At 62.3% G+C, this 24,971-nt stretch carries 19 protein-coding genes; 14 read left to right on the top strand and 5 right to left on the bottom strand.

What is annotated here, in order from left to right:
• Window positions 1–178 precede the first annotated feature (178 nt).
• Genes FX984_RS30275 through FX984_RS30250 form a run of 6 tightly spaced genes read left to right on the top strand, consistent with a single transcriptional unit; the run spans window position 179 to window position 6,956 of the window.
• Complete coding sequence (locus FX984_RS30275) at window positions 179–1,030, top strand: fumarylacetoacetate hydrolase family protein (protein WP_027603546.1); 852 nt, start codon at window positions 179–181, stop codon at window positions 1,028–1,030.
• Between the two features lie 3 nt (window positions 1,031–1,033).
• On the top strand, window positions 1,034–1,861 hold the full coding sequence (locus FX984_RS30270; RefSeq protein ID WP_027603545.1) for an IclR family transcriptional regulator: 828 nt from the start codon (window positions 1,034–1,036) through the stop codon (window positions 1,859–1,861).
• A gap of 21 nt (window positions 1,862–1,882) precedes the next feature.
• Window positions 1,883–3,544, top strand: coding sequence for a bifunctional 3-(3-hydroxy-phenyl)propionate/3-hydroxycinnamic acid hydroxylase (locus FX984_RS30265; protein ID WP_092359144.1), 1,662 nt, complete (start codon window positions 1,883–1,885; stop codon window positions 3,542–3,544).
• Window positions 3,541–4,389 (top strand): VOC family protein, encoded by an 849-nt coding sequence (locus FX984_RS30260; RefSeq protein WP_027603543.1) that lies wholly within the window; start codon window positions 3,541–3,543, stop codon window positions 4,387–4,389. Before FX984_RS30265 ends, FX984_RS30260 begins: the two co-directional genes overlap by 4 nt.
• Window positions 4,390–4,438: 49 nt before the next feature.
• Window positions 4,439–5,917, top strand: a complete 1,479-nt coding sequence (locus FX984_RS30255) for an aldehyde dehydrogenase family protein (protein ID WP_027603542.1) — start codon at window positions 4,439–4,441, stop codon at window positions 5,915–5,917.
• A 58-nt stretch (window positions 5,918–5,975) separates the two neighbouring features.
• Entirely contained in the window at window positions 5,976–6,956 is a 981-nt protein-coding gene (locus FX984_RS30250; RefSeq protein WP_027603541.1) for a helix-turn-helix domain-containing protein, read from the top strand.
• A gap of 16 nt (window positions 6,957–6,972) precedes the next feature.
• Here the strand turns inward: FX984_RS30250 and FX984_RS30245 are convergent, their stop codons facing one another.
• The gene (locus FX984_RS30245; RefSeq protein WP_027603540.1) at window positions 6,973–7,596 is read right to left on the bottom strand and encodes a TetR/AcrR family transcriptional regulator; all 624 of its coding nucleotides are present in this window, start codon (window positions 7,594–7,596) and stop codon (window positions 6,973–6,975) included.
• A 150-nt stretch (window positions 7,597–7,746) separates the two neighbouring features.
• Here FX984_RS30245 and FX984_RS30240 point away from each other — a divergent pair, with 150 nt between their 5' ends.
• The 6 genes from FX984_RS30240 (at window position 7,747) to FX984_RS30215 (ending at window position 16,396) form a co-directional block, all read left to right on the top strand.
• On the top strand, window positions 7,747–8,958 hold the full coding sequence (locus tag FX984_RS30240) for an efflux RND transporter periplasmic adaptor subunit (RefSeq protein ID WP_092359146.1): 1,212 nt from the start codon (window positions 7,747–7,749) through the stop codon (window positions 8,956–8,958).
• Between the two features lie 18 nt (window positions 8,959–8,976).
• Window positions 8,977–12,138 (top strand): efflux RND transporter permease subunit, encoded by a 3,162-nt coding sequence (locus FX984_RS30235; protein WP_146477565.1) that lies wholly within the window; start codon window positions 8,977–8,979, stop codon window positions 12,136–12,138.
• Window position 12,139: 1 nt separating this feature from the next.
• Window positions 12,140–13,591, top strand: a complete 1,452-nt coding sequence (adeC, locus tag FX984_RS30230) for an AdeC/AdeK/OprM family multidrug efflux complex outer membrane factor (protein ID WP_146477563.1) — start codon at window positions 12,140–12,142, stop codon at window positions 13,589–13,591.
• A 113-nt stretch (window positions 13,592–13,704) separates the two neighbouring features.
• On the top strand, window positions 13,705–14,640 hold the full coding sequence (locus FX984_RS30225) for an ornithine cyclodeaminase family protein (RefSeq protein WP_092359150.1): 936 nt from the start codon (window positions 13,705–13,707) through the stop codon (window positions 14,638–14,640).
• Window positions 14,637–15,770: an NAD(P)/FAD-dependent oxidoreductase gene (locus FX984_RS30220; RefSeq protein ID WP_108574583.1), complete on the top strand. Its 1,134-nt coding sequence runs from the start codon at window positions 14,637–14,639 to the stop codon at window positions 15,768–15,770. The genes FX984_RS30225 and FX984_RS30220 overlap by 4 nt, the downstream gene beginning before the upstream one ends.
• Window positions 15,770–16,396: a helix-turn-helix transcriptional regulator gene (locus tag FX984_RS30215; RefSeq protein ID WP_027603534.1), complete on the top strand. Its 627-nt coding sequence runs from the start codon at window positions 15,770–15,772 to the stop codon at window positions 16,394–16,396. Before FX984_RS30220 ends, FX984_RS30215 begins: the two co-directional genes overlap by 1 nt.
• A gap of 55 nt (window positions 16,397–16,451) precedes the next feature.
• Here the strand turns inward: FX984_RS30215 and FX984_RS30210 are convergent, their stop codons facing one another.
• A complete protein-coding gene (locus FX984_RS30210) occupies window positions 16,452–17,228 on the bottom strand; it encodes an ABC transporter substrate-binding protein (protein ID WP_092359156.1) in 777 nt (258 codons plus the stop codon).
• 263 nt (window positions 17,229–17,491) lie between these two features.
• Here FX984_RS30210 and FX984_RS30205 point away from each other — a divergent pair, with 263 nt between their 5' ends.
• Window positions 17,492–19,174: an AMP-binding protein gene (locus FX984_RS30205; RefSeq protein ID WP_146477561.1), complete on the top strand. Its 1,683-nt coding sequence runs from the start codon at window positions 17,492–17,494 to the stop codon at window positions 19,172–19,174.
• Window positions 19,175–19,228: 54 nt separating this feature from the next.
• Here the strand turns inward: FX984_RS30205 and FX984_RS30200 are convergent, their stop codons facing one another.
• Together FX984_RS30200 and FX984_RS30195 are read right to left on the bottom strand one after the other, a co-directional pair.
• Window positions 19,229–20,503, bottom strand: a complete 1,275-nt coding sequence (locus FX984_RS30200; RefSeq protein ID WP_146477559.1) for a glucarate dehydratase family protein — start codon at window positions 20,501–20,503, stop codon at window positions 19,229–19,231.
• The gene (locus FX984_RS30195; protein WP_146477557.1) at window positions 20,500–21,867 is read right to left on the bottom strand and encodes an MFS transporter; all 1,368 of its coding nucleotides are present in this window, start codon (window positions 21,865–21,867) and stop codon (window positions 20,500–20,502) included. The genes FX984_RS30200 and FX984_RS30195 overlap by 4 nt, the downstream gene beginning before the upstream one ends.
• Before the next feature lie 106 nt (window positions 21,868–21,973).
• On the opposite strand from FX984_RS30195, the gene FX984_RS30190 reads away from it, so the two are divergent.
• Entirely contained in the window at window positions 21,974–22,876 is a 903-nt protein-coding gene (locus FX984_RS30190; protein ID WP_027603529.1) for a LysR family transcriptional regulator, read from the top strand.
• 152 nt (window positions 22,877–23,028) lie between these two features.
• Here the strand turns inward: FX984_RS30190 and FX984_RS30185 are convergent, their stop codons facing one another.
• Window positions 23,029–24,858 carry a methyl-accepting chemotaxis protein gene (locus tag FX984_RS30185; RefSeq protein ID WP_371921658.1) on the bottom strand — a complete coding sequence of 610 codons (1,830 nt, stop codon included), beginning with the start codon at window positions 24,856–24,858 and terminating at the stop codon, window positions 23,029–23,031.
• Window positions 24,859–24,971 lie beyond the last annotated feature (113 nt).

The raw sequence follows: 24,971 nt of genomic DNA, 5'->3' as shown, positions 1-24,971 counted from the left end.
CCGACCGCCAGCACACCGAATGGCCTGCTCCCGAAGGCAGGCACGCGGCTGCGCGAAGGCAAAAAATATACATTTTTCCTGCAATTTGGGATTTAAGAAAAATCCCGCTTTACAGGATTTTTAAGCGCGAATAGAGTGAAATTCTGTCCACGCCTCCCTCGCCAACAAGGACTATCGAATGAAACTTGCAAGCTTCACCGTTGAAGGCCGTCCCACCTATGGCATCGTCGAAGGCGACCAGGTGGCTGATCTGGAATCGATGAAAAATACCCTCGGCGCGGATCTCAAGCAGGCGCTTGCCCTCGGGCGCCTGGGGTCGGTGAGCGATGAGCAGGTGTCGAGCCTGCCGCGCCGGGCACTGGCCGGCGTGACGCTGCTGCCGGTCATTCCAAACCCCGGCAAGGTGCTGTGCATCGGCATCAACTACGCGACCCACGTGCGCGAAACCGGGCGTGACATGCCGGTTTACCCAATGATTTTCACGCGATTTGCCGACAGCCAGACCGCTCACCTGCAACCCATCGTGCGGCCGACGGTCTCGCACAAGCTGGATTTCGAGGGCGAACTCGCCATCATCATTGGCAAGACCGCGCGCCACATCCGCAAAGCCGACGCCCTCGATTACGTCGCCGGCTACGCCTGCTACAACGATGGCAGCGTGCGCGATTGGCAAAAGCACACCCTTCAATTCGTCCCCGGCAAGAACTTCCCGAGCACCGGCGGGTTTGGCCCGTGGCTGGTCACCCGTGACGAAATCAGCGACCCGCAGAACCTCGAATTGACCACCCGGCTCAACGGCGAGGTCATGCAGCACACGTCCACGCGCGACATGATCTTCGACGTCGGCGCACTGATCGAATACTGCTCCACCTTTACCGAACTCGCCCCCGGTGACGTGATTGTCAGCGGCACAACCGGCGGGGTTGGAGCCTTCCGCGAGCCGCCGGTGTGGATGCAGCCCGGTGATGTGGTGGAAGTGGAGATCTCGCGCATCGGCACCCTGCGTAACACCATCGTCGACGAGCAATAAACCATGACCCTGATCGATGAATCATCCCAACCACCAGAGCGCGACACCAAGGGTTCCAGCCTGGAGCGCATGCTGCGCGTGCTGGATCTGTTTACCGAGGCGCAGCCGATCTGGGCGGTCGACGACATGGTCAGCGCGCTGGGGTTTACCCGCTCCACCGCCTACCGCTACGTGCGTGAACTGGCCGAGACCAATCTGTTGTTCCAGGTCGAGGCCGGGCGCTATGCACTGGGAGCCAGGATCATTACCTGGGACCGTCAACTGCGGCTCAGCGACCCGCTGGTACGCGCCGCTCAGCAGCTGGAGGCCAACCTGCCAGGCTGGAGTGAGCAACAAGTCTGGCTGATCTGCCGGTTGTTCAAGGACCAAGTGGTGTGTGTTCACCAGTGCGGTGAATTGGCCAGCACCGTCAGCTATTCCCGTGGTTCGCCACGGCCGTTGTTCATGGGCGCGACCTCAAAAGCCATCCTTGCGCACATGAACGCCCGCCAGCACAGCCAGCTGTTTCTCGAGCACCCTGACGAGGTGCGCGCCAGCAACCTGGGCGCCACCTGGGAAGACTTCCGCCGCTCGCTGCAACGCTTGCGGCGCCAGGGCTATGTGGCCAGTGCAGGCGAAGTCGACCCCGGCGTGTACGGCCTGGCCGCACCGATATTCGACGGCGACGGCAAGGTGGTGGGCAGCCTCAGTTGCGTGCGCCCGGCAGCCGAGCGGCACAAGGCGCTGGAGCAGGAACAGGGTGAGCAGATGGTCGCGCTGGCCCACACCCTCTCGCGGCACATGCTCGCGCTGACCCACAGCGCCAACCCATCCTCCAAGCCATTGGACTGATGCAGTCGTAGGGGAACAACAATGACAACCCTGAACAGTATCAATACCCGTGTCCTGATCGTCGGTGCCGGCCCTACCGGGCTGACCCTGGCCAACCTGCTGGGCCAGGCCGGCGTGGATGCCTGGATTATCGACAGCAAACCGGGCACCGTCACCGAGCCTCGCGCGGTCTCGATCGATGATGAGTCGTTGCGCACCATGCAGGCCATGGGCTTGAGCCAGGCGGTGCTGGCGGACGTGGTGGCCGGCTATGGCGTGCATTATTTTACGCGCCCTGGCGGGCGGTGCTTCGGCAAGGTCGAACCCAGCGGCAAGCTATACGGTTTTCCCAAGCGCAATGCGTTCCGCCAACCGCTGTTCGAAAGCACGTTGAGGGCCGGCCTGCAGCGTTTCGCTTGCCTGACTGCACGCTTCAGCCACGAACTGCTGGAGTTCACCCAGGACGAGCACGGCGTGCGCGCGCTGGTCGTGGACGCCAACAAGGAACTGCTGGAAGTGCAGGCCGACTACCTGATCGCCTGTGATGGTGGGCGCAGCCCGGTGCGTAAACAGCTTGGGATCAATATGGTCGGCTCCAGCTTCGCCTCGCGCTGGCTGGTGGTGGACACCGATCAGGACGATGACCCGTTCTGGCAAACCCGCGTGTACTGCGATGCGCGCCGCCCGATCGTCGAGGTCCCCGGCCCGCATCGCACGCGGCGCTTCGAGTTCATGCTCAAGGACGGCGAAAGCGACGCGCAGATGCTCAGCCAAGCGCGATTGCAAGCTTTGCTACGCCCGTTCAAGGGCGATGCACCGCTCTCCATCGTGCGTAAAACCGTGTACACCTTTCACGCCCGCATCGCCGAACGCTGGCAAGTCAACCGTGTGTTGCTCGCCGGTGACGCGGCACACCTCACGCCGCCCTATGCCGGACAAGGCATGAACAGCGGCGTGCGCGATGCCCATAACCTGGCCTGGAAACTGATCGGCGTACTGACCGGGAAAATGGCCCCGGCCGTTTTGCTCACCTACGAAAGCGAGCGCCGCGATCACGCGTGGGCATTGATCAAGCTCGCGCTGAACCTCGGGGTGGTGATGGCGCCCGCTACCGTGCTGCGGGCGCGATTGATCAGTGGTGCATTCTCGCTGATCGGGCGGGTACCGCCGCTGCGTGACTACTTCCTGCAGATGCGCTTCAAGCCAAAACCACGGCTGCGCCAAGGCCTGGTGCTCACCGCCGGTGCCGCGGGCGGCGTGCGCAGCGGGCAGATGTTCCCCCAGCCCAGCCTCACCGACAGCCAGGGCACTGAACGCCTGCTCGACGATTACATCGGTGCAGGTTTCGCCCTGGTCCAATACGGAGACCCTCATCGCGAACGCCTGGATCAATTGCAACACCCGCTCTGGGCGCACTTGGAGGTGAAGCGGATTCTGGTCCTGCCAGGTTCCGTCAGCAAGCCGCCTGCCCTGCCGGGCTGCACGGTATTGCACGATCACGCCGGGGCGCTCGAGGCATTGCTCGGCGCCAGCGCCAGCTTCTTCCTGCTGCGGCCTGATCGCTACATCGCCGCGATTTTCCACAGCGCCACCGAGACAATCACTGCCGAGGCCTTGCAGTCCTTGCTGGGTGCCGTGCCCGCGGGCGATCGCACGCCCCGACCGTCCATCACAACGCCCGTTACGCTCGAGAGGTGCGTATGAACACATTGCAAACGTCCACCCCGGCTCGCCTGTGCTACTTGCACCTGGCGAGCAAAGACCCGCAACGGCAGATCGACTTCTATCAACGCATGATGGACATGCAGGGCCAGCCTCAAGCCGACGGCCACTGGCTACTCAGGGGACCTAATCGCGCCATGCTGCTCTCCCCGGCCGAGCACAGCGGCCTGCTGGCGGCGGCGTATGACCTGGCATGCCCAGAGAAACTCGCCATGCTGTACCGCCGCCTGCGCGAGCGCAACTGCACCACCGAAGACATCAGCTCGCCACTGCTCGCCCCGGGCGCCTTTGCAATACGCGATCCTCAAGGTCGCCAGACGATTTTTGGCGTATCCCAGGCACACACCCATGCCACCCCACCCGGCATGCCCGGCCGCCTGCAGCATGTGGTGTTCCAGACCACCGAGCTGGAAGCGATGATTGAGTTCTACGTCAACACCGTTGGCTTCACGGTGTCCGACAGCGTGGTCGACCAACAGAGCGGCCTGTTGATGGTGTGCTTCCTGCGTTCGGACGATGAGCACCATTCGCTGGCGTTCTTCCGCGGCTCGAAAAACGAGTGGGATCATCACTGTTACGAAACCAATGAATGGAATGACATTCGAGACTGGGGTGATCGCTTTGCCAAGGAGCGCATCAGCATTTTCTTTGGCCCCGGTCGTCATGGGCCGGGCGACAACCTGTTCTTCATGGTGGTGGATGCCGATCGCAACCGGCTGGAGTTCTCGGCGGAGCTGCAAATCACCGAAGCGAGCGACCCTCCTGGCACTTGGCCGCAAGAAGAACACACCCTCAATTCCTGGGGCCGCGCGTGGATCAGAACCTGAGCCCGTCTCGCTCTGAAACCACGTGCCCCACTGACCCAAAGGTAAAACCATGACTGCCCAACGCCCAACCCCTTACGCCCTCAATGGCGACCAGTTCATCGACGGCACCTGGCACACCGGTCGTTCCTCAGCACGGCTGGACGATCGCAATCCTTTCAACGGCGAGACATTGCTCGAAATGCCCCTGGCCAGCGTTGCCGACCTCGACGCGGCCTACGCAGCAGCACAACGCGCACAAACCCCGTGGGCGCAGTTGCATCCAACCACACGGGGCGCCCAGCTGGAAAAGCTCGCTCACGTCATCCAGCAACGCCGCGAAGAGATCATCGACTGGCTGATTCGCGAGTCCGGCAGTACCCGTATCAAGGCGACCATGGAGTGGCAATTCACCCTGAACCTGGTGCGTGAATGCATTGCGCTGCCCATGCAGGTGGAGGGGCGCATCCTGAGCAGCTACAAGCCCGGCGAACAAAGCTTCGTGTTCCGTGAGCCGCTCGGGGTGATTGGGGTCATCAGCCCCTGGAACTTCCCCCTGTACTTGAGCATGCGTTCGGTGGTTCCGGCGTTGGCACTGGGCAATACGGTGGTCCTTAAACCGGCCAGCGACACGGCCGTGACCGGCGGCCTGCTGATTGCGCACCTGTTCGAAGAAGCGGGTTTTCCCGAGGGCACGCTCAATGTAGTGGTCGGCGCCGGCTCGGAAATCGGCGATGCCTTTGTGGGGCACCCCGTTCCCAGCCTGATCTCATTTACCGGGTCTACCGATGTCGGGCGCAATGTCGGGCGCATCGCCACCGGCGGCCAGCACATCAAGCGGGTCGCCCTGGAGCTTGGCGGCAACGCGCCGCTGGTGGTGCTCGATGATGCGGATATCGACCTTGCCGCGCATGCAGCAGTGGTCGGACGCTTCCTGCATCAGGGCCAGATCTGCATGAGCGTCAATCGGGTGATTGTGGACCGTTCGCTCTACGCCGACTTCAGCGCGTTGGTGGTGGAGCGCGTGCGCAACTTGAAAACCGGCAACCCTAACCTCGCCGATACAGTGATTGGCCCGGTGATCAACCGCAGCCAGTTGGACGGCCTGCTGCGCAAGGTCAATGCCGCCGACAGCGCGAGCCTGAAGAAACTGCACGGTGGCCCGGCGTCCGGGCTGGTGCTGCCGCCCCATGTATACGGGGATGTCCCTTTCGACCACGAACTGGCGCACGATGAAACCTTCGGGCCCTTGCTGCCAATATTGATCGCCGACAATGAGGCACATGCCCTGACCCTGGCCAACGCCAGCGAATATGGGCTGTCCAGCGCCGTGTTCAGTAAAGATATGGCCCGCGCGCTGAATTTTTCCCGTGGCATCGTGGCTGGGATGACGCACATTAACGACATCACTGTGGACGACCAGCCCAATGCCCCGTTCGGCGGCGAAAAGAACTCCGGGCTGGGACGCTTCAACGGTCACTATGCCCTGGATGAATTCACCCGTGCGCACTGGGTGACCTGGCAAGCCGGGAGCCACCACTACCCCTTCTAGGAAACAGGGTGGGCCCACCCGGTGTGGCCCACCCCATAACAATAAAAAGAGGCGAACCATGAGCAATCTAGCCTGCGTTTCTACCGATCAAGTGATGCGCTCCGACCGCCTGATGAAGTGGAAGGAGTTTATGAGTGACAACCTCGGCCGCACGCCGGAGTACATCAAGCGCCTCGAGTCCACCTACATCGAACCTTTGCACGATGCCGATTTCCAGGGCCGCCTGGAATACGGCGATCTTGGAAAACTGCGTTTTTGCCGCATGACCGCCAGCGCGCACCGCTACTCCCGTCACCTGAGCAAAGCAGTCGAGGCACCCGATACGTCACGCATGTTGATTCTGCAAACCGCCGGCGTCAGTCATTTCCAGCAAGGCAAGCACAGCAACGCCTTGGCGCCCGACGAGTTGCTGGTGGTTGACTGCGCCCAACCATTCAACGTCAGCAGCCCACAAGGCTGTGAGCACTTCATCCTGTTGTTCAACGAAGGCGCCGGGCAGGCACTGGACGCTGACGACCTGCATATCAGCGCACGCAACGGGCTTGGGCGGATGTTGATGCACCTTATCGTTGACGCCTACAGCCAATATCCGCTGCTGAACAGCCAGTCGGCGGCGCTGATCGGCGACAGTATCGTCGGGCTTTTGAACAATGCGCTGGGCAACAAGCAGGAGGAGAAGAAGCTCGAACACGACTTCCGTCACTACAAGCAGAACCGCCTCAAGCGCTATATCGAACTTCACCTGGCCGACCGCGACCTGAGCATCGAGCGCATCGCGTTTGCCGAACACTGCTCCGTGCGCAGTCTGCATCGGGCATTCCAGGACGAATTCGGTTGCAGTGTCAGCGAGTACATCTGGCAACGCCGCGTGGCGCGCTGCGCGCAAGACCTACGCAACCGTGACCTCAGCCATCGCTCGCTCACCGACATTGCTTACGCCTGGGGCTATGGCAGCAGCGCTCACTTCAGTCGCCATTTCAAGGCAGCATTCGGCATGCCGCCCAGGCTCTACCGTGAAACGGCCAGCGCCGCCCAATGAGCCAGGCCGCGTTTCCCTAGGGGACAACGCTGTGAGGCCCGAGCGCATAGCCCGCCAGAAAGGTATCCAGCGCACGACTTACCGCTGCTCGTATATGGGCGGTCGAAGGCTTGCGGTTGACGCCCAACAGACAAGGAGTGACGGTCTCCGAATCCAACAGTGCCATCAGGTGGCAGGCTGCGACCTCCGGGTCGCACGGCCTGAGCTGGCCCGCCTCGATCCGGCGCGTCAGGAAACTGGCCACTTCGCGCATGCCTTTTTTCGGGCCCCGCTCGTAGAACCGCAAGCCGATGTCACTGCGACCCGACTGCGCGATGATCGCGCGGCGTGCCTGAATGGAAGCTTCCAGGCACAACACGGCCAGGGTGCGCTCGCCGAACTGCTGCAATGCATGCCGCAAGTCATCATGGTCCTTCTGCAACGCTTCGAAGATGGGCTCCAGGAAACGCTTGGCCATGCCATGCATGACCTCGACAAACAACTCCTCCTTACTGCTGAAGTACCCGTACAACGTCCCCTTTGATCCGCCCACTCGCGTGGCGATCTGCGTCATGGACGCACCATCAAAGCCGAACTCCAGAAAAACCTGCGCTGCAGCCTCGACGATGGACTCGCGTTTGGCTTCAGTCTTGACTCGCATAACCCTTGCTCCACTGCTTCCACAAACGCCCGGATGATACCCCAGGGGCGTTCATCCCGGTTGACGGCGCAAATTTACCTCAATACATTACCGTACGGTACGGTATTTAAATAACTAATCCGCTTCCTCCTTCCCGCCCTGGAGAATGCCTTGCGCCCGCCCCTGACTTACTTCTTAAGCTTCTTCGCAGCCTGTACTGCTGCTTGCTTTCTCACCGCCTGCGGCAAGCCGCCGGGTGGTCCTCCGCCCGCACAGGGCAAACCGACCGTGGGGGTGATCACCGTGCAACCCCGGCATCTGGCGCTGACGACACAACTCCCCGGCCGCACCTCAGCGTACCTGGTCGCGCAGGTACGCCCGCAAGTTGCCGGGATCATCAAGACTCGCCTGTTCAAGGAAGGCAGCGATGTCACTGCAGGCCAGGCGCTGTATCAAATCGACCCGGCCACCTACAAGGCCACCCACGACAGCAATCTAGCAGCGCTCGCCAAAGCGCAAGCAACCCTCAAGACTGCGCGGCTCAAGGCCGAACGCTATAAGCAATTGCTGGCCATCCAGGCGGTCAGCCAACAGGACTACGATGACGCAAGCGCCTCCCTCGGCGAGGACGAAGCCCAGGTAGCATCAGCCAAGGCTGACGTTGAAAGCAGCCGTATCAATCTGTCTTACGCCCGCGTGGATTCACCGATCTCCGGGCGCATCGGCAAGTCGAGCGTCACCCCCGGCACACTGGTTACCGCCAGCCAGACCACGGAACTGGCGACGGTCCAACAGCTGGATCCCCTGTACGTCGACCTCTCCCAATCCAGCACCGCGCTGCTGCAACTCAAACACGCGATGGCCCGAGGCGAACTGCAAAAGAGCGGCGCCAACTCGGCCAAGGTGCAATTGCTGCTTGAAGATGGCAGCGCTTATCCGCACGAGGGCACCCTGGAATTCTCGGATGTCACCGTGGACCAGAACACCGGCACGATCACCTTGCGGGCGGTATTTCCCAACCCCGACGGCGACCTGCTGCCCGGCATGTATGTGCGCGCGATACTGCAGGAGGCCGTCAAGGAAAACGCCCTGTTGGTGCCCCAGCAAGCGGTCTCCAGGGATGGTGCGGGCAAGCCGTTCGCCTATGTCGTCGACAGCGAGAAAAAACTGCAGCGTCGACCACTACAGACCGAGCGGGCAGTAGGCGATCAGTGGTTGGTGCAGGCCGGACTTGAGCCGGGGGACCAGCTTGTAGTCGACGGCCAGCAAAACGCCGCGCCGGGCCTGGAGGTGAATGTCACACCGTGGGTAACCAAACCGACTGACGACGCCTCCCACGTTGCCCCCCCTGCGCCAGCCATCAAGGCCACCGCGTCAAACTGACCTGCGAGAGAGCTACTCATGGCACGTTTTTTTATTGATCGCCCGGTGTTCGCATGGGTGCTGGCTATTCTCGTGATGCTGGCCGGCATCCTTTCGATCCTCACGCTGCCGATCGCGCAGTACCCGGATATCGCGCCTCCCGCCGTGGCAATTACTGCCACCTATCCCGGCGCGTCGGCCAAGACACTGGAAGACACGGTCACCCAGATCATCGAGCAGAAGATGAAGGGGCTGGACCGGTTGAGCTACATGTCATCCACCAGTGAGTCCTCCGGTTCGGCCACCATCACACTCACGTTCGAGAACGGCACCAACCCCGATACCGCGCAGGTGCAGGTTCAGAACAAGCTCGCGCTGGCAACACCGCTGTTGCCGCAAGAGGTGCAGAACCAGGGCCTGACGGTGACAAAGTCAGCGACGAACTTCCTCAATGTCCTGGCGTTTACTTCCGAGGACGGCAGCATGAGCGGCTCCGACCTCTCGGACTACGTGGCCGCCAACGTGCAGGATGCGATCAGTCGGGTTGAAGGGGTGGGCGACACCACGCTGTTTGGCTCACAGTACGCCATGCGCATCTGGCTCAACCCCGACCAGTTGGCCAACTTCAGCCTTACGCCAACCGATGTGAAAACCGCGATCCAGGCGCAGAACGTCCAGGTCTCCGCCGGGCAGTTGGGCGCCCTCCCCGCTACCAGCAACCAGCAGATCAACGCGACGATCACCTCGCAGACCCGCCTGAGAACGGCGAAAGAATTCGAGGACATCCTGCTGCGCACCCAGACTGATGGCTCTCAGGTGCGCCTGCGTGACGTTGCGCGCATAGAACTGGGCAGTGAAAGCTACACCAGTGCCGGACGTTACAACGCCAAACCCGCTGCGGGCCTGGCTATCAAGCTCGCCGCGGGTGCCAACGCCCTGGACACCGTCAAGGCGATAGACGCCCGGGTAGCAGAGCTTGAGCAATTCTTCCCGCCCGGCATGGCCGTGCAAAAGCCCTATGACACCACGCCCTTCGTGCGTATTTCGATCGAGGAGGTCGTACGTACCCTGGTTGAAGCCGTGGCACTGGTTTTCCTGGTGATGTACCTGTTCCTGCAAAACTTCAGGGCCACGCTGATTCCGACGATAGCTGTACCTGTGGTGCTGCTCGGCACCTTCGGCGTGCTCGCGACGTTCGGTTTCACGATCAATACGCTGACCATGTTTGCCATGGTACTGGCCATCGGTTTGCTGGTGGACGATGCCATTGTCGTGGTGGAAAACGTCGAACGGATCATGGCCCAGGAAGGGCTATCGCCGAAGGAGGCCACTCGCAAGTCAATGGGCCAGATCACCGGAGCCTTGGTGGGCGTCGCCCTGGTGCTGGCCGCCGTATTTGTGCCGATGGCGTTTTTCAGTGGTTCCAGCGGCGTGATCTACCGACAGTTTTCCATCACCATCGTCTCGGCCATGACGCTGTCGGTACTGGTAGCGCTGGTGCTCACACCCGCCCTGTGCGCAACGTTACTCAAACCCATTGAGCAAGGCCATGGCGCTGCTACCACCGGTTTCTTCGGCTGGTTCAACCGTTCGTTTGACCGAGGCAACCTTGGCTACCAAGGCATCGTGCGCCACATAGTGGGCAAGGGTTGGCGGTACATGCTGGTGTACGCCGTGGTGCTGGGCGCGGTGGTCTTCGGCTTCATGAAGTTGCCGGTCGGCTTCCTGCCCGATGAAGACCAGGGCACCCTGTTCGTACTGGTGCAATTGCCACCCGGTGCGACAGGCGCGCGTACCGATGAAGTCATTCATCAGGTCGAGCAACACTTCCTGGTCGATCAGAAAGATGCGGTCTCCGGCGTGTTCACAGTGTCCGGCTTCAGCTTTGCCGGCAGTGGCCAGAACACCGGCCTGGCGTTCGTCAAACTCAGGCCCTGGGATGAGCGCAAGGGTGACGCGCTCAGTGTGTCTGGTGTGTCCAGCAAAGCCATGGCTTACTTTTCGACGCTCAGGGACGCACGGGTATTTGCGTTCGCCCCGCCGGCCGTGGCGGAGTTGGGCAATGCCACCGGCTTCGACCTGATGCTGCAAGACCGCGCCAACCTTGGCCACGCAGCCTTGATGAGTGCGCGTAACCAACTGCTCGCCGAGCTCGCAAAAGACAAGCGCCTGGTGGCGGTGCGGCCCAACGGCCAGGAAGACGCGCCTGAACTGCAGCTCGAGATTGACCCGGACAAGGCCCAGGCACTGGGTGTGTCGATCGCCGATATCAATGACAACTTCTCGGCTGCCTGGGGCAGCAGTTACGTCAATGACTTCATCGACAAGGGCCGGGTCAAAAAGGTCATGCTGCAGGCGGATGCCACCTACCGCATGCTCCCCGATGACATCAATCGCTGGTACATCCGCAACAGTGACAGCGGCATGGTGCCCTTCTCTGCCTTTTCAAAGGCGGTGTGGGCCTCGGGGTCGCCACGGCTTGAACGCTATAACGGCGTCCCGTCCGTAGAGATATTGGGCATGGCCATGCCTGGAGCCGCGTCCAGCGGCGAAGCACTGGCGATCGTGCAAGACGCCGTTGCCAAGTTGCCGACCGGCATCGGCTACGAATGGACTGGCCTGTCGCGCCAGGAAAAAGCCTCGACCGGCCAGACCGGCTTGCTGTACAGCCTGTCGATCCTGTTCGTGTTCCTGTGCCTGGCCGCACTGTATGAGAGCTGGGCGATTCCATTGTCAGTGGTGCTGGTAGTACCGCTGGGGGTGCTGGGGGCCCTGGTCGGCGCAATCCTGACGTGGAAAATGAACGACGTGTACTTCCAGGTCGGGATATTGACCACCATTGGCCTCGCCTCGAAAAACGCCATCCTGATCGTGGAGTTCGCCAAAGACCTCTACGCCGGCGGTCAGAGCCTGGTGGATTCAGCACTCGAAGCCGCGCGCATGCGCTTGCGTCCGGTACTCATGACGTCCCTGGCATTCATTCTTGGCGTGTTACCGATGGTATTGGGCAGCGGCGCGGGTGCTGGTGCACAGCACGCGTTGGGCAGCGCAGTGATCGGCGGCATGCTCTCCGGCACGCTCCTGGCGATTGTCTTTGTTCCACTGTTTTTTGTACTGGTGATGCGCCTGTTCAACCCAAAAACCGTTGCGCCGACATCCACGCAATCCCCTGCCCAACCAGCCCCTGCACAAGGTCTCTGATATGCAACGGTTTACACGTTCTGTACTGGTAGTGGGGGCTCTGTTGAGCGGTTGCAGCCTGATGCCGGCCTACCAGCCTCCACCCTCGCCCGTCCCGGCGACGTTTCCCGAAGACCAGGGCGTAGTGCCCACCGTGCCGGTCGCTGACCTGGGCTGGCGCGATGTGTTCACCGACCCGTCCCTGCAAAAGGTCATCGAGCTGGCCCTGGCCAACAACCGCGATCTGAGGGTGGCGGTGCTCAATATCGAAAAGGCTCGCGCCACCTACCGCGTTCAAGACGCGGCGTTATTTCCCAGCGTCGATGCCAGCGGCAGCTCCAGCGCCAGCCGCACACCGGCCGATCAATCCCAGACGGGCCAGGCCATGGTCACGCACAGCTACAGCGCGACGCTGGGCTTCAGTGCCTACGAGCTGGACCTGTTTGGTCGCTTGCGCAGCCTCAGCGCGCAGGCACTCGAGCAATACTTCTCCACGGCTGAGAATCGCCGAAGCACTCAAATCAGCCTGATCGCGGAAGTCGCCACGGACTACCTCACACTGGCGTCCGACCAGGACCGACTCAAGCTGGCGCACGATACGCTCACCAGCCAGCAAGACAGCTACGCACTCGACCAGCGCATGTTCGACCTGGGTTCATCTTCCGCCCTCACCCTGAGCCAGGCACAGACCAGCGTCGAAACGGCACGCGTCGATGTGGAAAAATATACCGCTCAAGTCGCCGAGGACCTGAACGCATTGCGCCTGGTAGTCGGTGCCGATCTGCCAGCCGTGCTGCTGCCCAAGACCCTGCCCGAACGCTCGACAGCCGAAGCGAGCCCTTTGGCCAACATCCCGCCCGGCTTGACCTCGGACCTTCTGCAACGCCGCCCCGACATACTCAAGGCCGAGCGCGACCTGAAGGCCGCCAATGCCTACATCGGCGCCGCCCGTGCGGCGTTTTACCCAAGCATTACCCTCACGGCTTCGGCGGGGACTTCAAGCGCGAGTTTGTCGAACATGTTCAAAGGCGGTTCGGGAACCTGGAGTTTCGCGCCGCAACTCTCGCTGCCGATCTTCGATGGCGGTACCAACCAAGCCAACCTGGCCAGCGCCACAGCGGATCGAGACATCTATGTAGCGGACTACGAGAAGGCGATTCAAACGGCGTTTCGCGAAGTCAGCGATGCGCTCGCGCAACGCGGCACACTGGGGCGCCAGCTTGATGCACAGCAAGCGCTGGTAGATGCGACCGCCAGAAGCTATCGGCTGTCACAGGCACGCTTCAGTCAGGGGATCGACAGTTACCTCACGGTATTGGACTCGCAACGTTCGCTCTACACCGCGCAACAGGACCTGATCGGCACGCAGTTGTCGCGCCTGACAAACCTGGTGACCTTCTACAAAGTGCTTGGAGGAGGATGGGTCGAAACTCGCGGGGCCGTGGTCGCCAAGGTGAGCTCAGTGACAAACTGACCACCGTTGCTTCTAACGGAGGGGAGAAGGTCTGCAGATTTTTTGCGCCCAGTGGTTGCCCAATAAAACTAAAAGTCCATAATGGACAAATTAGTTTAATTTGGAAGTTCTCCATGTCCAGCCCCCCTTTTGTCATCAACCAAGCCCAGGCCCGCGAATTGCTCGCCCAAGTCGATGTACCGCAGATCCTGCTCACGCTGTTCCGCGCCCTGGCCGCCGGGCATGCGGTGCAACCGGCGCAGCAGTTAGTGGCGTTCCCCCACGGCGCGGGCGACTTCATCAATTACCTGGGCGTGCTGGCTGCAGAGGGGGTGTACGGGGTCAAGACCTCGCCGTATATCGTGCGCGAGCAAGGGCCGCTGGTAACGGCCTGGACGCTGTTGATGTCGATGCAAACCGGCGAGCCCCTGTTGCTGTGCGATGCCGCCGAGTTGACCACCGCGCGCACCGCCGCGACCACTGCGCTGGCGGTGGAGGCGTTGGCCCCGCAGGCAGCACGGCGCCTGGCGATCATCGGCAACGGCAAGGTGGCCCAGGCGCATCTGCACTACGTGAAAAACCTGCGGGACTGGCAGAGCATCAGTGTGTTTTCGCCCAGCCTGGCCACTGCCAATACCGACGCCATCAAACGCCTGGATCCACGCTTGAGCGTCGCCGACAGCTGCGATGCGGCGGTGGCCGACGCCGATGTGATCCTGCTGTGCACCTCATCGGCCGGCCCGGTGATCGACCCGTCGCGCTTGAGCAAGCCGGCGCTGATCACCTCGATCAGCACCAACGCCCCGCGTGCCCATGAAGTGCCGCCCCAGAGCCTCAACGCCATGCAGGTGTTCTGCGACTATCGCCAGACCACCCCCGGCTCGGCCGGCGAGATGCTGATCGCCGCTGAACAGCACGGCTGGGACAAAAACGCGATCGTCGGCGACCTGCCCGAACTGCTCAGTGAGCAGGTACAGCGCCCGCCCTATGACCGCCACGTATTTTTCCGTTCCATCGGCCTGGGCCTGGAAGACATCGCCCTGGCCAATGCCCTATGGAGACTGTTATGAGCCACGCCGACTTCATCATCATCGGCGGCGGCATTGCCGGCGCGTCCACGGGTTTCTGGTTGTCGCAGCATGCCAAGGTGCTGGTGCTGGAGCGTGAATCCCACCCGGCCTATCACTCCACCGGACGCTCGGCGGCGCTCTACACGGCGGCGTATGGCACCCCGCAGGTGCGGGCGTTGACCCAGGCCAGCCGCGCGTTTTTCGATAACCCGCCGCCGGGTTTCTGCGAGCACCCGCTGCTGACGCCGCGCGGCGAAATGACCGTGGACTTCAACGGCGACGCTGCCGAATTGCAGGCCCAGTACCTGAGCGCCAAGGCCACGGTGCCCCAGGTCGAACGGCTCACGGCGGATGAAGCCTGCGCGCGCCTGCCGATCCTGCGCCGGGAAAAAGTCCATGGCGCGCTGTATGACCCGACCGCCAGCGACATCGACACCGACGCCCTGCACCAGGGCTATCTGCGCGGTATCCGACGCAATCAGGGCGAAGTGCGCACCGACAGCCACGTGCTGGGCTTGAGCCGTGACAGCGCGGGCCTCTGGCACGTAAGCACCCAGGACGGGACCTACACCGCGCCGATCATCATCAACGCCGCCGGCGCCTGGGCCGATCATATCGGCGGGCTGGCGGGCGCCGCGTCCATCGGCCTGCAACCCAAGCGGCGCTCGGCATTTATCTTCGCCGGCCCCGAAGGCGTGGACAGCCATGCCTGGCCGATGCTGGTGGCCCTCGACGAAGCCTTCTACATGAAGCCCGACGCCGGCATGTTCCTCGGCTCGCCGGCGAATGCCGACCCGGTGGAGCCCCAGGATGTACAGCCCGAAGAGCTGGACATCGCCATGGGCATCTACCAGATCGAAGAAGCCACCACCCTGAGCATCCGCCGCCCGACGCGCACCTGGGCCGGCCTGCGCAGCTTTGTGCACGATGGTGATTTGCTCAGCGGCTTCGACCCGCTGGTACCCGGCCTGTTCTGGGTGGCGGCGCAAGGCGGTTATGGGATCCAGACATCGCCCGCCATGGGCCAGGCCAGTGCAGCGCTGGTGCGCGGTGAAGCGTTGCCGGAGGCACTGACACGGTTCGCCCTCGACGCTGGTATGCTCTCCCTCGCCCGCCTGGAGCCCCATTGATGAACAGCGCCGAACACGAAAAAGTCCTGCAGAATTTCCGTGCGATTGCCGATGCAATCGCCACGCTGTTCTTCCCCCACGCCGAAGTGGTGCTGCATGACCTGCGCACGCAAAAAGTCGATTACATCGCCAATAACCTGTCCAAACGGGGCATTGGCGACGACTCGGCGCTGGAGGACATGCTCAGCGCCGACGTCAGCGACGTGAATATCGGCCCCTACGAAAAGCTCAATTGGGATGGCCAGAAAATCCGCAGCCTGAGCACCGTGCTGCATGACCACACAGGTCGCCGGCTGGCAGTGCTGTGCATCAACCTGAATATCTCACTGTTCGAAAACGCCAAGGCCGCGCTGGACCTGTTCCTGTCGCCGAGCAAGCTGATCCCGCAACCGGACTCGCTGTTTCGCGATGACTGGCAGGAGCGCATCAACACGTTCCTGCATGCCTGGATGCGCGAGCGCCAACTGAGCCTGAACCTGCTCACCCGTGACCACAAGCGCGAGTTGGTACTGGCGCTGCATGCCGAAGGCGCGTTCAAGGGCAAGAGCGCCTCGAACTATGTGGCCAATGTGCTGGGCATGGGGCGGGCCACGGTCTACAAGCACTTGAAGGAACTCAAGGGCTGATCAAATGTGGGAGGGGGCTTGCCCTCTCCCACCACATTTTGCCCGCGCAGGACGCTCAATCGCCGTAGATATCGGCCTTGAAGTACTGCTGTGAAATCTTCTGGTATTCCCCACTGGCGCGAATGCCGTCGATGGCGCTGTTCAGTTCGCTGACCAGTGCGGTATTGCCCTTGCGCACCGCGATCCCGGCGCCCTCGCCCACGTATTTCGGGTCCTTGAGTTCCGGGCCGACAAACCCGTAGCCCTTGCCCCGAGGCATCTGCAAAAAGTCATTCAAGGGAATGGTGTCGGCAAAGATCGCATCCAGCCGGCCTGCCGCCAGGTCCATGTAGATCTCTTCGTTATTGCTGTAGCGCTTGACGTTGATGCCCTTGGGTTCGAACACCTCGGTGGCGTAACGGTCGGTGGTGGTGGCGCGCTGCACACCCACGGTCTTGCCCTTGAGGCTGGCGTACTGGTCGTCCACCACGGCACCGTCCTTCATCACCAGGCGCGACGAGGTGAAGTAGTACTTGTGGGAGAAATCCACCGACTTCTTGCGATCGTCATTGATGGTCATGGACGACAACGCCATGTCGATTTTCTTCACCTTGAGGGAAGGAATCAGGCCGTCGAATTCACCTTCGACCCACACACACTTGACCTTCATCTGCGCGCACAGCGCATTGCCGATGTCGTAGTCGAAGCCGACGATCTTGCCCTCTTCGGTCTTGGACGCAAACGGCGGGTAAGCCGCTTCGATGCCGATACGCAGGGTTTTCTCGGCGGCCAGCAGCTGGCTGGAGGCGATCAGGCCCAAGGCCATGGCGGTGATGAGGGAGAGTTTCTTCATGGTCGTGTCTCGCGAGTTGTTATTGGTTTTGGCAAGCGTGAAGAAAAAGCTGGAGCGGGTATTTTGTACTTATAATTCCATACTGGACTTTTACGTATCACCCGTCAATCACTCCTCGCCAGCCCTTATCGCCCATGACTTTTTTGCACAACGCTCCGGTGTTTTTGAGCGTTTTGCTCTTATTTATGCGTGCCTATACTCGGTCCAGCCTCTCGGTGCACCCGAAGGGCCAGTCCCCACAACAATAATTAAGGACACCGACCATGACCCAGTCCTTCCTGGCTGCCCGGGATTTCCTGCTCGCGCACCGCACCGACTACGCCACCGCCGCCCGGGATTTTCGTTGGCCACAGCTGAGCGAATTCAATTGGGCCCTGGACTACTTCGATGCCATCGCCGAGGGCAATGCCGCCGACGCGCTGTGGATCGTCGAAGAGGACGGCAGCGAGCAGCGCTACAGCTTCCAGCAACTGGCCGCGCGTTCCAACCAGGTGGCCAACCACCTGCGCGCCCTCGGCGTGAAGCGTGGCGAGCGCGTGCTGCTGATGCTCGGCAACGATGTGGCGCTGTGGGAAACCATGCTGGCGGCCTTCAAGCTCGGCGCCGTGGTGATCCCCGCCACCGCCCTGCTCAACCCCGTCGACCTGCACGACCGCATCGAGCGGGGCCAGGTCCGCCACCTGGTGGTCGGTGCGGCGCATGTCGGCAAGTTCGAGGGCCTGGGCGAAGGTTGCAGCCGCGTCTGCGTGGGAGCGGCGCCGACTGGCTGGGTCGCGCACAGCGCCGCCTTCGAATACCCCGAGCGGTTCGAGGTCGAGGGCCGTACCTTGGCCACGGACCCGATGCTGCTGTATTTCACCTCCGGCACCACCTCAAAACCGAAGATGGTGCTGCACAGCCACCAGAGCTATCCGGTCGGCCATCTGTCGACCATGTACTGGATCGGCCTGCAACCCGGCGACCTGCACCTGAACATCTCCTCGCCGGGCTGGGCCAAGCATGCCTGGAGCTGCCTGTTCGCACCGTGGAATGCCGGCGCCTGCATCTTTATCCATAACGTCGCGCGGTTCAGTGCCCAGGCATTGCTCGGCGCGCTGGAAAAGTACAGGGTGACCAGCCTGTGCGCCCCGCCCACGGTGTGGCGCATGCTGATCCAGGAAGACCTGGCCAGCTACAAATCGCGCCTGAACCTGCGCGAACTGGTGGGCGCCGGTGAACCGCTGAACCCGGAGATCATCGAGCAGATCCAACAGGCCTGGGGCCTGCCGCTGCGCGACGGCTTCGGCCAATCGGAAACCACCGCCCTGGTCGGCAACACCCCGGGCCAGTTGCTCAAGCCAGGCTCCATGGGCCGCCCGTTGCCGGGCTACCAGGTGGCCCTGCTGGACGCCGACGGCGTGCCGGGCACCGAGGGTGAAGTCGCCCTGCCCCTGGATATACGCCCACTGGGCCTGATGCTCGGCTACGAAGACAGCCCGGAGAAAACCGCCGAGGTGATGCGCGACGGTTACTACCGCACCGGCGACACCGCGCAGATCGACGCCGACGGCTACATCACCTTCGTGGGGCGCGCCGACGACGTGTTCAAGGCCTCCGACTACCGCATCAGCCCCTTCGAGCTGGAAAGCGCGCTGATCGAACACCCGGCGGTGATGGAAGTGGCCGTGGTGCCCAGCCCCGATCCGTTGCGCCTGGCGGTGCCCAAGGCGTTCCTGATCCTGGCCCATGACGCCCCGGGCAGTGCCGAGCTGGCACGCCACATCCTTGAGTTCGCCCGCGAGCATCTGGCGCCCTACAAGCGGGTGCGGCGGATCGAGTTTGTCAGCGAATTGCCCAAGACCATTTCCGGCAAAATCCGCCGGGTGGAGTTGCGACAGATGGAGGTGGTGCGACGCCAGAGTGATACACGGGGTGAACAGGAACACTTCGAGGAAGATTTCAGCTGAAAAAAAGCCCGGCGGCCGCTAAAGGCTCCACCGGGCAAAACGAAGCGACCAGCTTCAGAAACGCGGTTTGACGGTCTTCCAATCCGGTTGATAGCGCTGCATCTGCTTCACGTCGTCGCGCTGGCGAATGCCGCAGCTGAGGTATTGGTCATGCAGCTTGCCCAGTTGGTCAGGGTCCAGTTCCAGGCCCAGCCCCGGTGCGCGGGTGATCTTCACGCAGCCGTCGACAATCGGCAGTTTGCCGCCCTTGATCACTTCTTCGTCCGGTTCTTGCCAGGGGTAGTGGGTGTCACAGGCGTAGTCGAGGTTGGGCACCGACGCGGCCACGTGGGCCATGGCCATCAGGCTGATGCCCAGGTGTGAGTTGGAGTGCATCGACACGCCCAGGCCAAAGGTCTGGCACATCTTCGCCAATACCTGGGTGTCGCGCAGGCCGCCCCAGTAATGATGGTCGGCGAGCACGATCTGCACGCTGTCCAGGGCCACGCTGCGGCGGAACTCGTCAAAATCGGTGACCACCATGTTGGTCGCCAGGGGCAAGCCGGTGCGTGTGTGCAGCTCGGCCATGCCTTCCAGGCCGGGGGTCGGGTCTTCGTAATACTGCAGGTCATCGCCGAGCAGTTCGGCCATGCGGATCGAGGTTTCCAGGGACCAATTGCCATTCGGATCGATGCGCAGCGGCACACCGGGGAAGGCCTTTTTCAAGGCCTTGATGCACGCCACTTCATGCTCAGGGTCCAGCGCACCGGCCTTGAGCTTGATGCTTTTGAAGCCATAGGTGTCGATCATCCGCCGCGCCTGGGCGACGATCTGTACTTCGTTGAGGGCTTCGCCCCAACTGTCGGGTTTATAGGGCGAGTCGATGTGCTCGGCATACTTGAAGAACAGGTAGGCGCTGAACGGGATCCGGTCGCGGATCGCGCCGCCCAGCAGGTCCACCAGCGGCACATTCAATGAGTGCGCCTGCAGGTCGAGAAACGCCACCTCAAACGCCGAATAGGCATTGCTCACTGCCTTGCTCGCATGGGAACCGGGGGCCAGTTCGGCGCCGGCAATGCTCGCGGGTTTGTGCGCCGCCACGGTGGCCTGCACGATGACGCGCAGTTGGTTGAGGTTGAACGGATCGAGGCCGATCAGTTGGTCCTTGACCTGTTGCTGGATCGCCAGCGCCGGGGCATCGCCGTAGCTCTCGCCAAGGCCGATGTAGCCGGTGTCGCTCTCGATTTCGATGATCGAGCGCAGCGCGAAGGCTTCGTGAATACCGCTGGCGTTGAGCAGCGGCGGGTCGCGAAACGCGATGGGGGTGACGGTGACGCGGACGATTTTCAAGAGGCGGCTCCCTGTGGGCCTGGACGCAAGGCGTGATGATGAGTAGTCGGTTTGGGGGTGGGCGGCACACCGGGCCGTGGTGCGGTGCGCGCAAAGAACACCACCACCGCGGCCACCAGCGAGGTCGCGGCCAGGCCATACAGTCCGCCTTCAATCGAACCGGTGGTCTGCTCCAGCAGGCCGAAGGTGGTGGGTGCAACAAAACCGCCGAGGTTGCCGACCGAATTGATCAAGGCGATCACCGCCGCGGCGATGCGCGCATCCAGGTAACCCTGGGGGATCGGCCAGAACAGCGCCGAGGCGGCCTTGAAGCCAATCGCGGCAAAACAGATGGCGACAAACGCAAACACCGGCCCGCCGGTGGTGGACATGAGCATGCCGACGGCGGCGATCACCAGCATCAGCGCCACCCACGCCTGCTGGTGTTTCCACTTGCTCGCCAGGGCGGCGAACCCATACATGGCGACGATGGAAATCAACCACGGGATCGAGTTGAACAACCCCACCTGGAAGTCGCCCAGGTTGCCCATTTTCTTGATCATGCTCGGCAGCCAGAACGTGGCGCCGTAGATGGTCAGGGCGATGGAAAAGTAGATAAAGCAGAACAGCGCGATCTGTTTGTCGGCCAGCAGCTTGAACATCGACGGCCGCACGCTCCGGTTGGCTTCGCGGGCCGTTTGCTCAAGCGCGATGGCCGTCACCAGTGCTTGCTTTTCTTCGGCGCTGAGCCACTTGGCCTGATGGGGATGAGACTGCAACCAGAACCACACAAACCCGCACAACAGGATGGAGGCAAAGCCCTCGATCAGGAACATCCACTGCCAGCCATGCAGGCTCAAGCCGCTGACGTTGAGCAACGCCCCCGACACCGGCCCGGAAATCACCGAGGCGATGGCCGAACCGCTGAGGAAAATCGCCATCGCCTTGCCGCGCTCGGCGGCCGGCAGCCATTGGGTGAAGTAGTAGATGATGCCGGGGAAAAAACCGGCTTCGGCCGCGCCGAGCACGAAGCGCAGGATATAGAAACTGGTTTCGCCTTTGACAAAGGCCATGGCCATCGCGGCCGCGCCCCAGGTGAACATGATGCGCGTCAACCAGGCCCGTGCGCCGTAGCGCTGCAGCAGCAGGTTGGACGGCACTTCGAAGATCGCGTAACCGATGAAAAACAACCCGGCACCCAGGCCATAGGCGGCGGCGCCAATGCCCAGGTCGGTCTCCATATGGCTGCGCACAAAGCCGATATTGACCCGGTCGATGTAATTGACGATGAACATCACCACGAACAACGGCAGCACATGGCGCTTGACCTTGGCGGCTGCGCGGGCGAGCACGCTCGGGTCGGGCGGATTCTGGACGGTATCCAAGGGCAACTCCCACTCATTGTTTTTTTAGGGACGCACCGATGATGGACGCCGGAGATTGTTCCCGTCTAATCTAACTTGGCATTCGATTGATACCTGGATTAGATCAATGTTCGAACTGACACAACTGCGCTGCTTCACCACCGTGGCCACCGAGCTGAATTTTCGCCGCGCCGCCGAACGCCTGAACATGACCCAGCCGCCCCTCAGCCGGCAGATCCAATTGCTCGAACATCATCTGGGCGTAGAGCTGTTTACCCGCACCACCCGCAGCGTCGCCCTCACCGCCGCCGGGCGCGCATTTTTCATCGAGGCCCAGAACCTGCTGGAGCGCGCCCAGCAGGCAGCCGTGACCGCCCGGCGGTTTGCCGAGGGCGATATCGGCACGGTGAATATCAGCTTCGTCGGCAGCGCGGTGTATGAGTTTTTGCCCAGGGTCATTGCCGAGGCACGGCTCAAGCAGCCCCAGGTCAGGATCGACCTCTCGGAGATGAACACCTACCAGCAATACGAAGCCCTGCGTGCGCGGCGCATCGACCTGGGCATCGTCCGCGCGCCCCTGCTGGAACCCGGTTATGCCACCGAATGCCTGGTGCGCGAGCCCTTCGTGCTGGCGGTGCCGAGCAGCCATCGACTGGCCAGTGCCGACAGCGTCAGCGTCCACGACCTCGACGCCCAGCCGTTCCTGATGTATGCCCATGCGGCCTACCCGCCGTTCAACGAACTGCTCACCGGCCTGCTGCGCTCGGCCCGGGTCGCCCCCGAATATGTGCAGTGGCTGGGCTCGTCCCTGACCATCCTGGCCCTGGTCAACGCCGGCATGGGCTTGGCGCTGGTACCGCGTTGCGCCAGCAGCGTGGTGTTCAAGAACGTGGTGTTTCGCGATATCGACCTGGGCGAAGGCGCGCAAAGTGAACTGCACCTGATCTGGCGCGAGAACAATGACAACCCGGCGTTCGCGATGTTGCTGGAGGGGATTCGCAGTGCGGTGCGTGACGGCTGGGCGGACTGACTGCAGGAGCAGGCTTGGACGACATCAAGGCCTTGCTGCCATCCACCCATCGCCACCAAACAACTGTGGCAGGGGGCTTGCTCCCGATAGCGGAGTGTCAGTCACTGTAGAGGTCGACTGACCCTCCGCCATCGGAGCAGGCCGCCCTCGCCTCACGCCACCTTGAACCGATTGACCAGCCGCTGCTGGTGCTCGGCCAAACGCGCCAGTTCCTGGCTGGTGATTGCGGTTTGCTCGGCGCCGGCACTGACCTGGATGACCAGGTCGTTGATCTCGTTGACGTTACGGTTGATGTCTTCTGAAACCGCACTCTGCTCTTCGGCCGCCGAAGCAATCTGCAGGTTGCGATCACTGATACTGGCCACGCCTTCGGCGATCTCCAACAACAATTCACCTGCACGTTCGACCTTGCGCGCGCCGTCCTGGGCCTTGCCCAACGTCTCCTGCATGGACGAGCTCGCCCGATCCGAACCACTTTGCAGGTTGCTGATCATCTGCTGAATGTTCCCGGTGGACTCCTGGGTCTTCTGCGCAAGTACCCGCACCTCGGACGCCACCACGGCAAATCCGCGCCCATGATCCCCCGCCCGCGCCGCTTCGATGGCCGCGTTCAAGGCCAGCAGGTTGGTTTGCTCGGCAATGCCGCGAATGACGTCGAGCACGGAGGAAATCCCATCGCTTTCCTGCTTGAGTTCGCCAATGATCAGCGCGGTGTCCTCGGCCTGCCCCGAGAGCTGGCGGATCAGGGTGATGGTGCCTTCGATCTCGGTGCGTCCTTGGGTGGTGCTGGTATTGACCCGCTGCGACAGCTGCGCCGCATCGTTGGTGCTGTGCGCCACCTCGCGCACGGTGGCGCTCATCTGGTTGATCGCCGTGGCCACCAGTTCGGTGCTTTGACGCTGTTGCTCGACGCTCTGGCTGGTCTGCATCGTCACCGTGGAAGACTCCTCCGCCGCCGTTGCAACCTGCGCGGTGGCGTTGCCGATTTCCTGCACCACGCCACTGATCTCTTGCGCCATGCGGTTGAGGTTGCGCGAGATCTGACCGAATTCATCCTTGCTTTCATAAGTCGCCCGCGCGCTGAGATCGCGCTCTGCCAGGTCATTGAGCACGCGGTTGAGGTCGCGCACCGCCGAATCGATCATGCGGATGATCAGCCAGGACAACACCGCCACCGCCAGCAGGGACACGATCACCGCGCCAACGGTCAGCCACAGGGCGCGGCGGGCGTCATCCCGCTCGTGCATCGCCAGGCTGCTGACACTTTGGCCCAGGGCTTCCTCCACTTGGCTCATCAGGTCAATGCGTTGGGTAGAGGTTTCAAACCAGGCTTCGGGTTTGATCCCCAGCGCCTGCCCCATCGGCACCTCAAACGCCAGGCGCTGCAACTTGCCGACTTCGACGGCGGCAGGTTGTTGCATTTGCGTATCGAACTGCGCCAGCGAGGCCGCGGGCGCCTTGCGCCGGAACGCATCGTAATAGGCGCCGAACTCGCCCAGGTTGCGGCTGAAGCGCGACAACAGCGCCTCATCGAAATGCCCCTGGCTGAAGACCAGGCCCAGCACCACGCGCTCGCGCCCGGCCCGCTCTTTCATTTCGATAAATTGATTCAGGGCCCCCAGGGCGTAGACGATGGTCGCGTTGTTGACGCTCGCTTCCAGGGAATGGGTGTAACCGGTCAGCACTTGAATGATCTCGGTATACCGCGCGCCGGATTCGGTGCTGTTGATACTCAGCTTGTCGACCTGCCCACGCATCGCCGGCAACTGGTCCAGGGCCCGCAGGACGTTGTCCAGGTTCGCACCGCCGGAGGTGGACAAACCGCGCACCACCTCGACGGCCGCGCTGGAATCCCTGCGCATCTGCACCATCCGCTCGCCCATGGACTTGCCGCCACTGCCGAGGAACACGCCACTGGCACCACGCTCACGCTGCAAGGTGGTAATCAACTGGCTCAACTTCTGGGCGGTGGCGCTGGCCATCACCGTGGTGTTCATGTCGCGCAGCGTTTTGTAATTGTCCACCACAAACACGCCGGCCAGGGTCAGGAACCCGAGCATGGGCAGCAGCAGAATCAACAACAGTTTCAGACGCA

Source organism: Pseudomonas marginalis, from assembly GCF_008692035.1.
GTDB lineage: Bacteria > Pseudomonadota > Gammaproteobacteria > Pseudomonadales > Pseudomonadaceae > Aquipseudomonas > Aquipseudomonas marginalis.
The sequence above is the reverse complement of the archived record's forward strand: the minus strand, read 5'-3'. Positions and strand labels throughout refer to the sequence as shown.

Bases quoted from the DNA above. Each gene is read 5' to 3' on its own strand.
- FX984_RS30210 (WP_092359156.1), bottom strand. From the start codon at position 17,228: ATGAAGAAACTCTCCCTCATCACCGCCATGGCCTTGGGCCTGATCGCC.
- FX984_RS30255 (WP_027603542.1), top strand. From the start codon at position 4,439: ATGACTGCCCAACGCCCAACCCCTTACGCCCTCAATGGCGACCAGTTC.
- FX984_RS30265 (WP_092359144.1), top strand. From the start codon at position 1,883: ATGACAACCCTGAACAGTATCAATACCCGTGTCCTGATCGTCGGTGCC.
- FX984_RS30275 (WP_027603546.1), top strand. From the start codon at position 179: ATGAAACTTGCAAGCTTCACCGTTGAAGGCCGTCCCACCTATGGCATC.
- FX984_RS30205 (WP_146477561.1), top strand. From the start codon at position 17,492: ATGACCCAGTCCTTCCTGGCTGCCCGGGATTTCCTGCTCGCGCACCGC.
- FX984_RS30270 (WP_027603545.1), top strand. From the start codon at position 1,034: ATGACCCTGATCGATGAATCATCCCAACCACCAGAGCGCGACACCAAG.
- FX984_RS30225 (WP_092359150.1), top strand. From the start codon at position 13,705: ATGTCCAGCCCCCCTTTTGTCATCAACCAAGCCCAGGCCCGCGAATTG.
- FX984_RS30215 (WP_027603534.1), top strand. From the start codon at position 15,770: ATGAACAGCGCCGAACACGAAAAAGTCCTGCAGAATTTCCGTGCGATT.
- FX984_RS30235 (WP_146477565.1), top strand. From the start codon at position 8,977: ATGGCACGTTTTTTTATTGATCGCCCGGTGTTCGCATGGGTGCTGGCT.
- FX984_RS30250 (WP_027603541.1), top strand. From the start codon at position 5,976: ATGAGCAATCTAGCCTGCGTTTCTACCGATCAAGTGATGCGCTCCGAC.
- adeC (WP_146477563.1), top strand. From the start codon at position 12,140: ATGCAACGGTTTACACGTTCTGTACTGGTAGTGGGGGCTCTGTTGAGC.
- FX984_RS30245 (WP_027603540.1), bottom strand. From the start codon at position 7,596: ATGCGAGTCAAGACTGAAGCCAAACGCGAGTCCATCGTCGAGGCTGCA.
- FX984_RS30220 (WP_108574583.1), top strand. From the start codon at position 14,637: ATGAGCCACGCCGACTTCATCATCATCGGCGGCGGCATTGCCGGCGCG.
- FX984_RS30260 (WP_027603543.1), top strand. From the start codon at position 3,541: ATGAACACATTGCAAACGTCCACCCCGGCTCGCCTGTGCTACTTGCAC.
- FX984_RS30185 (WP_371921658.1), bottom strand. From the start codon at position 24,858: ATGGCCAGCGCCACCGCCCAGAAGTTGAGCCAGTTGATTACCACCTTG.
- FX984_RS30190 (WP_027603529.1), top strand. From the start codon at position 21,974: ATGTTCGAACTGACACAACTGCGCTGCTTCACCACCGTGGCCACCGAG.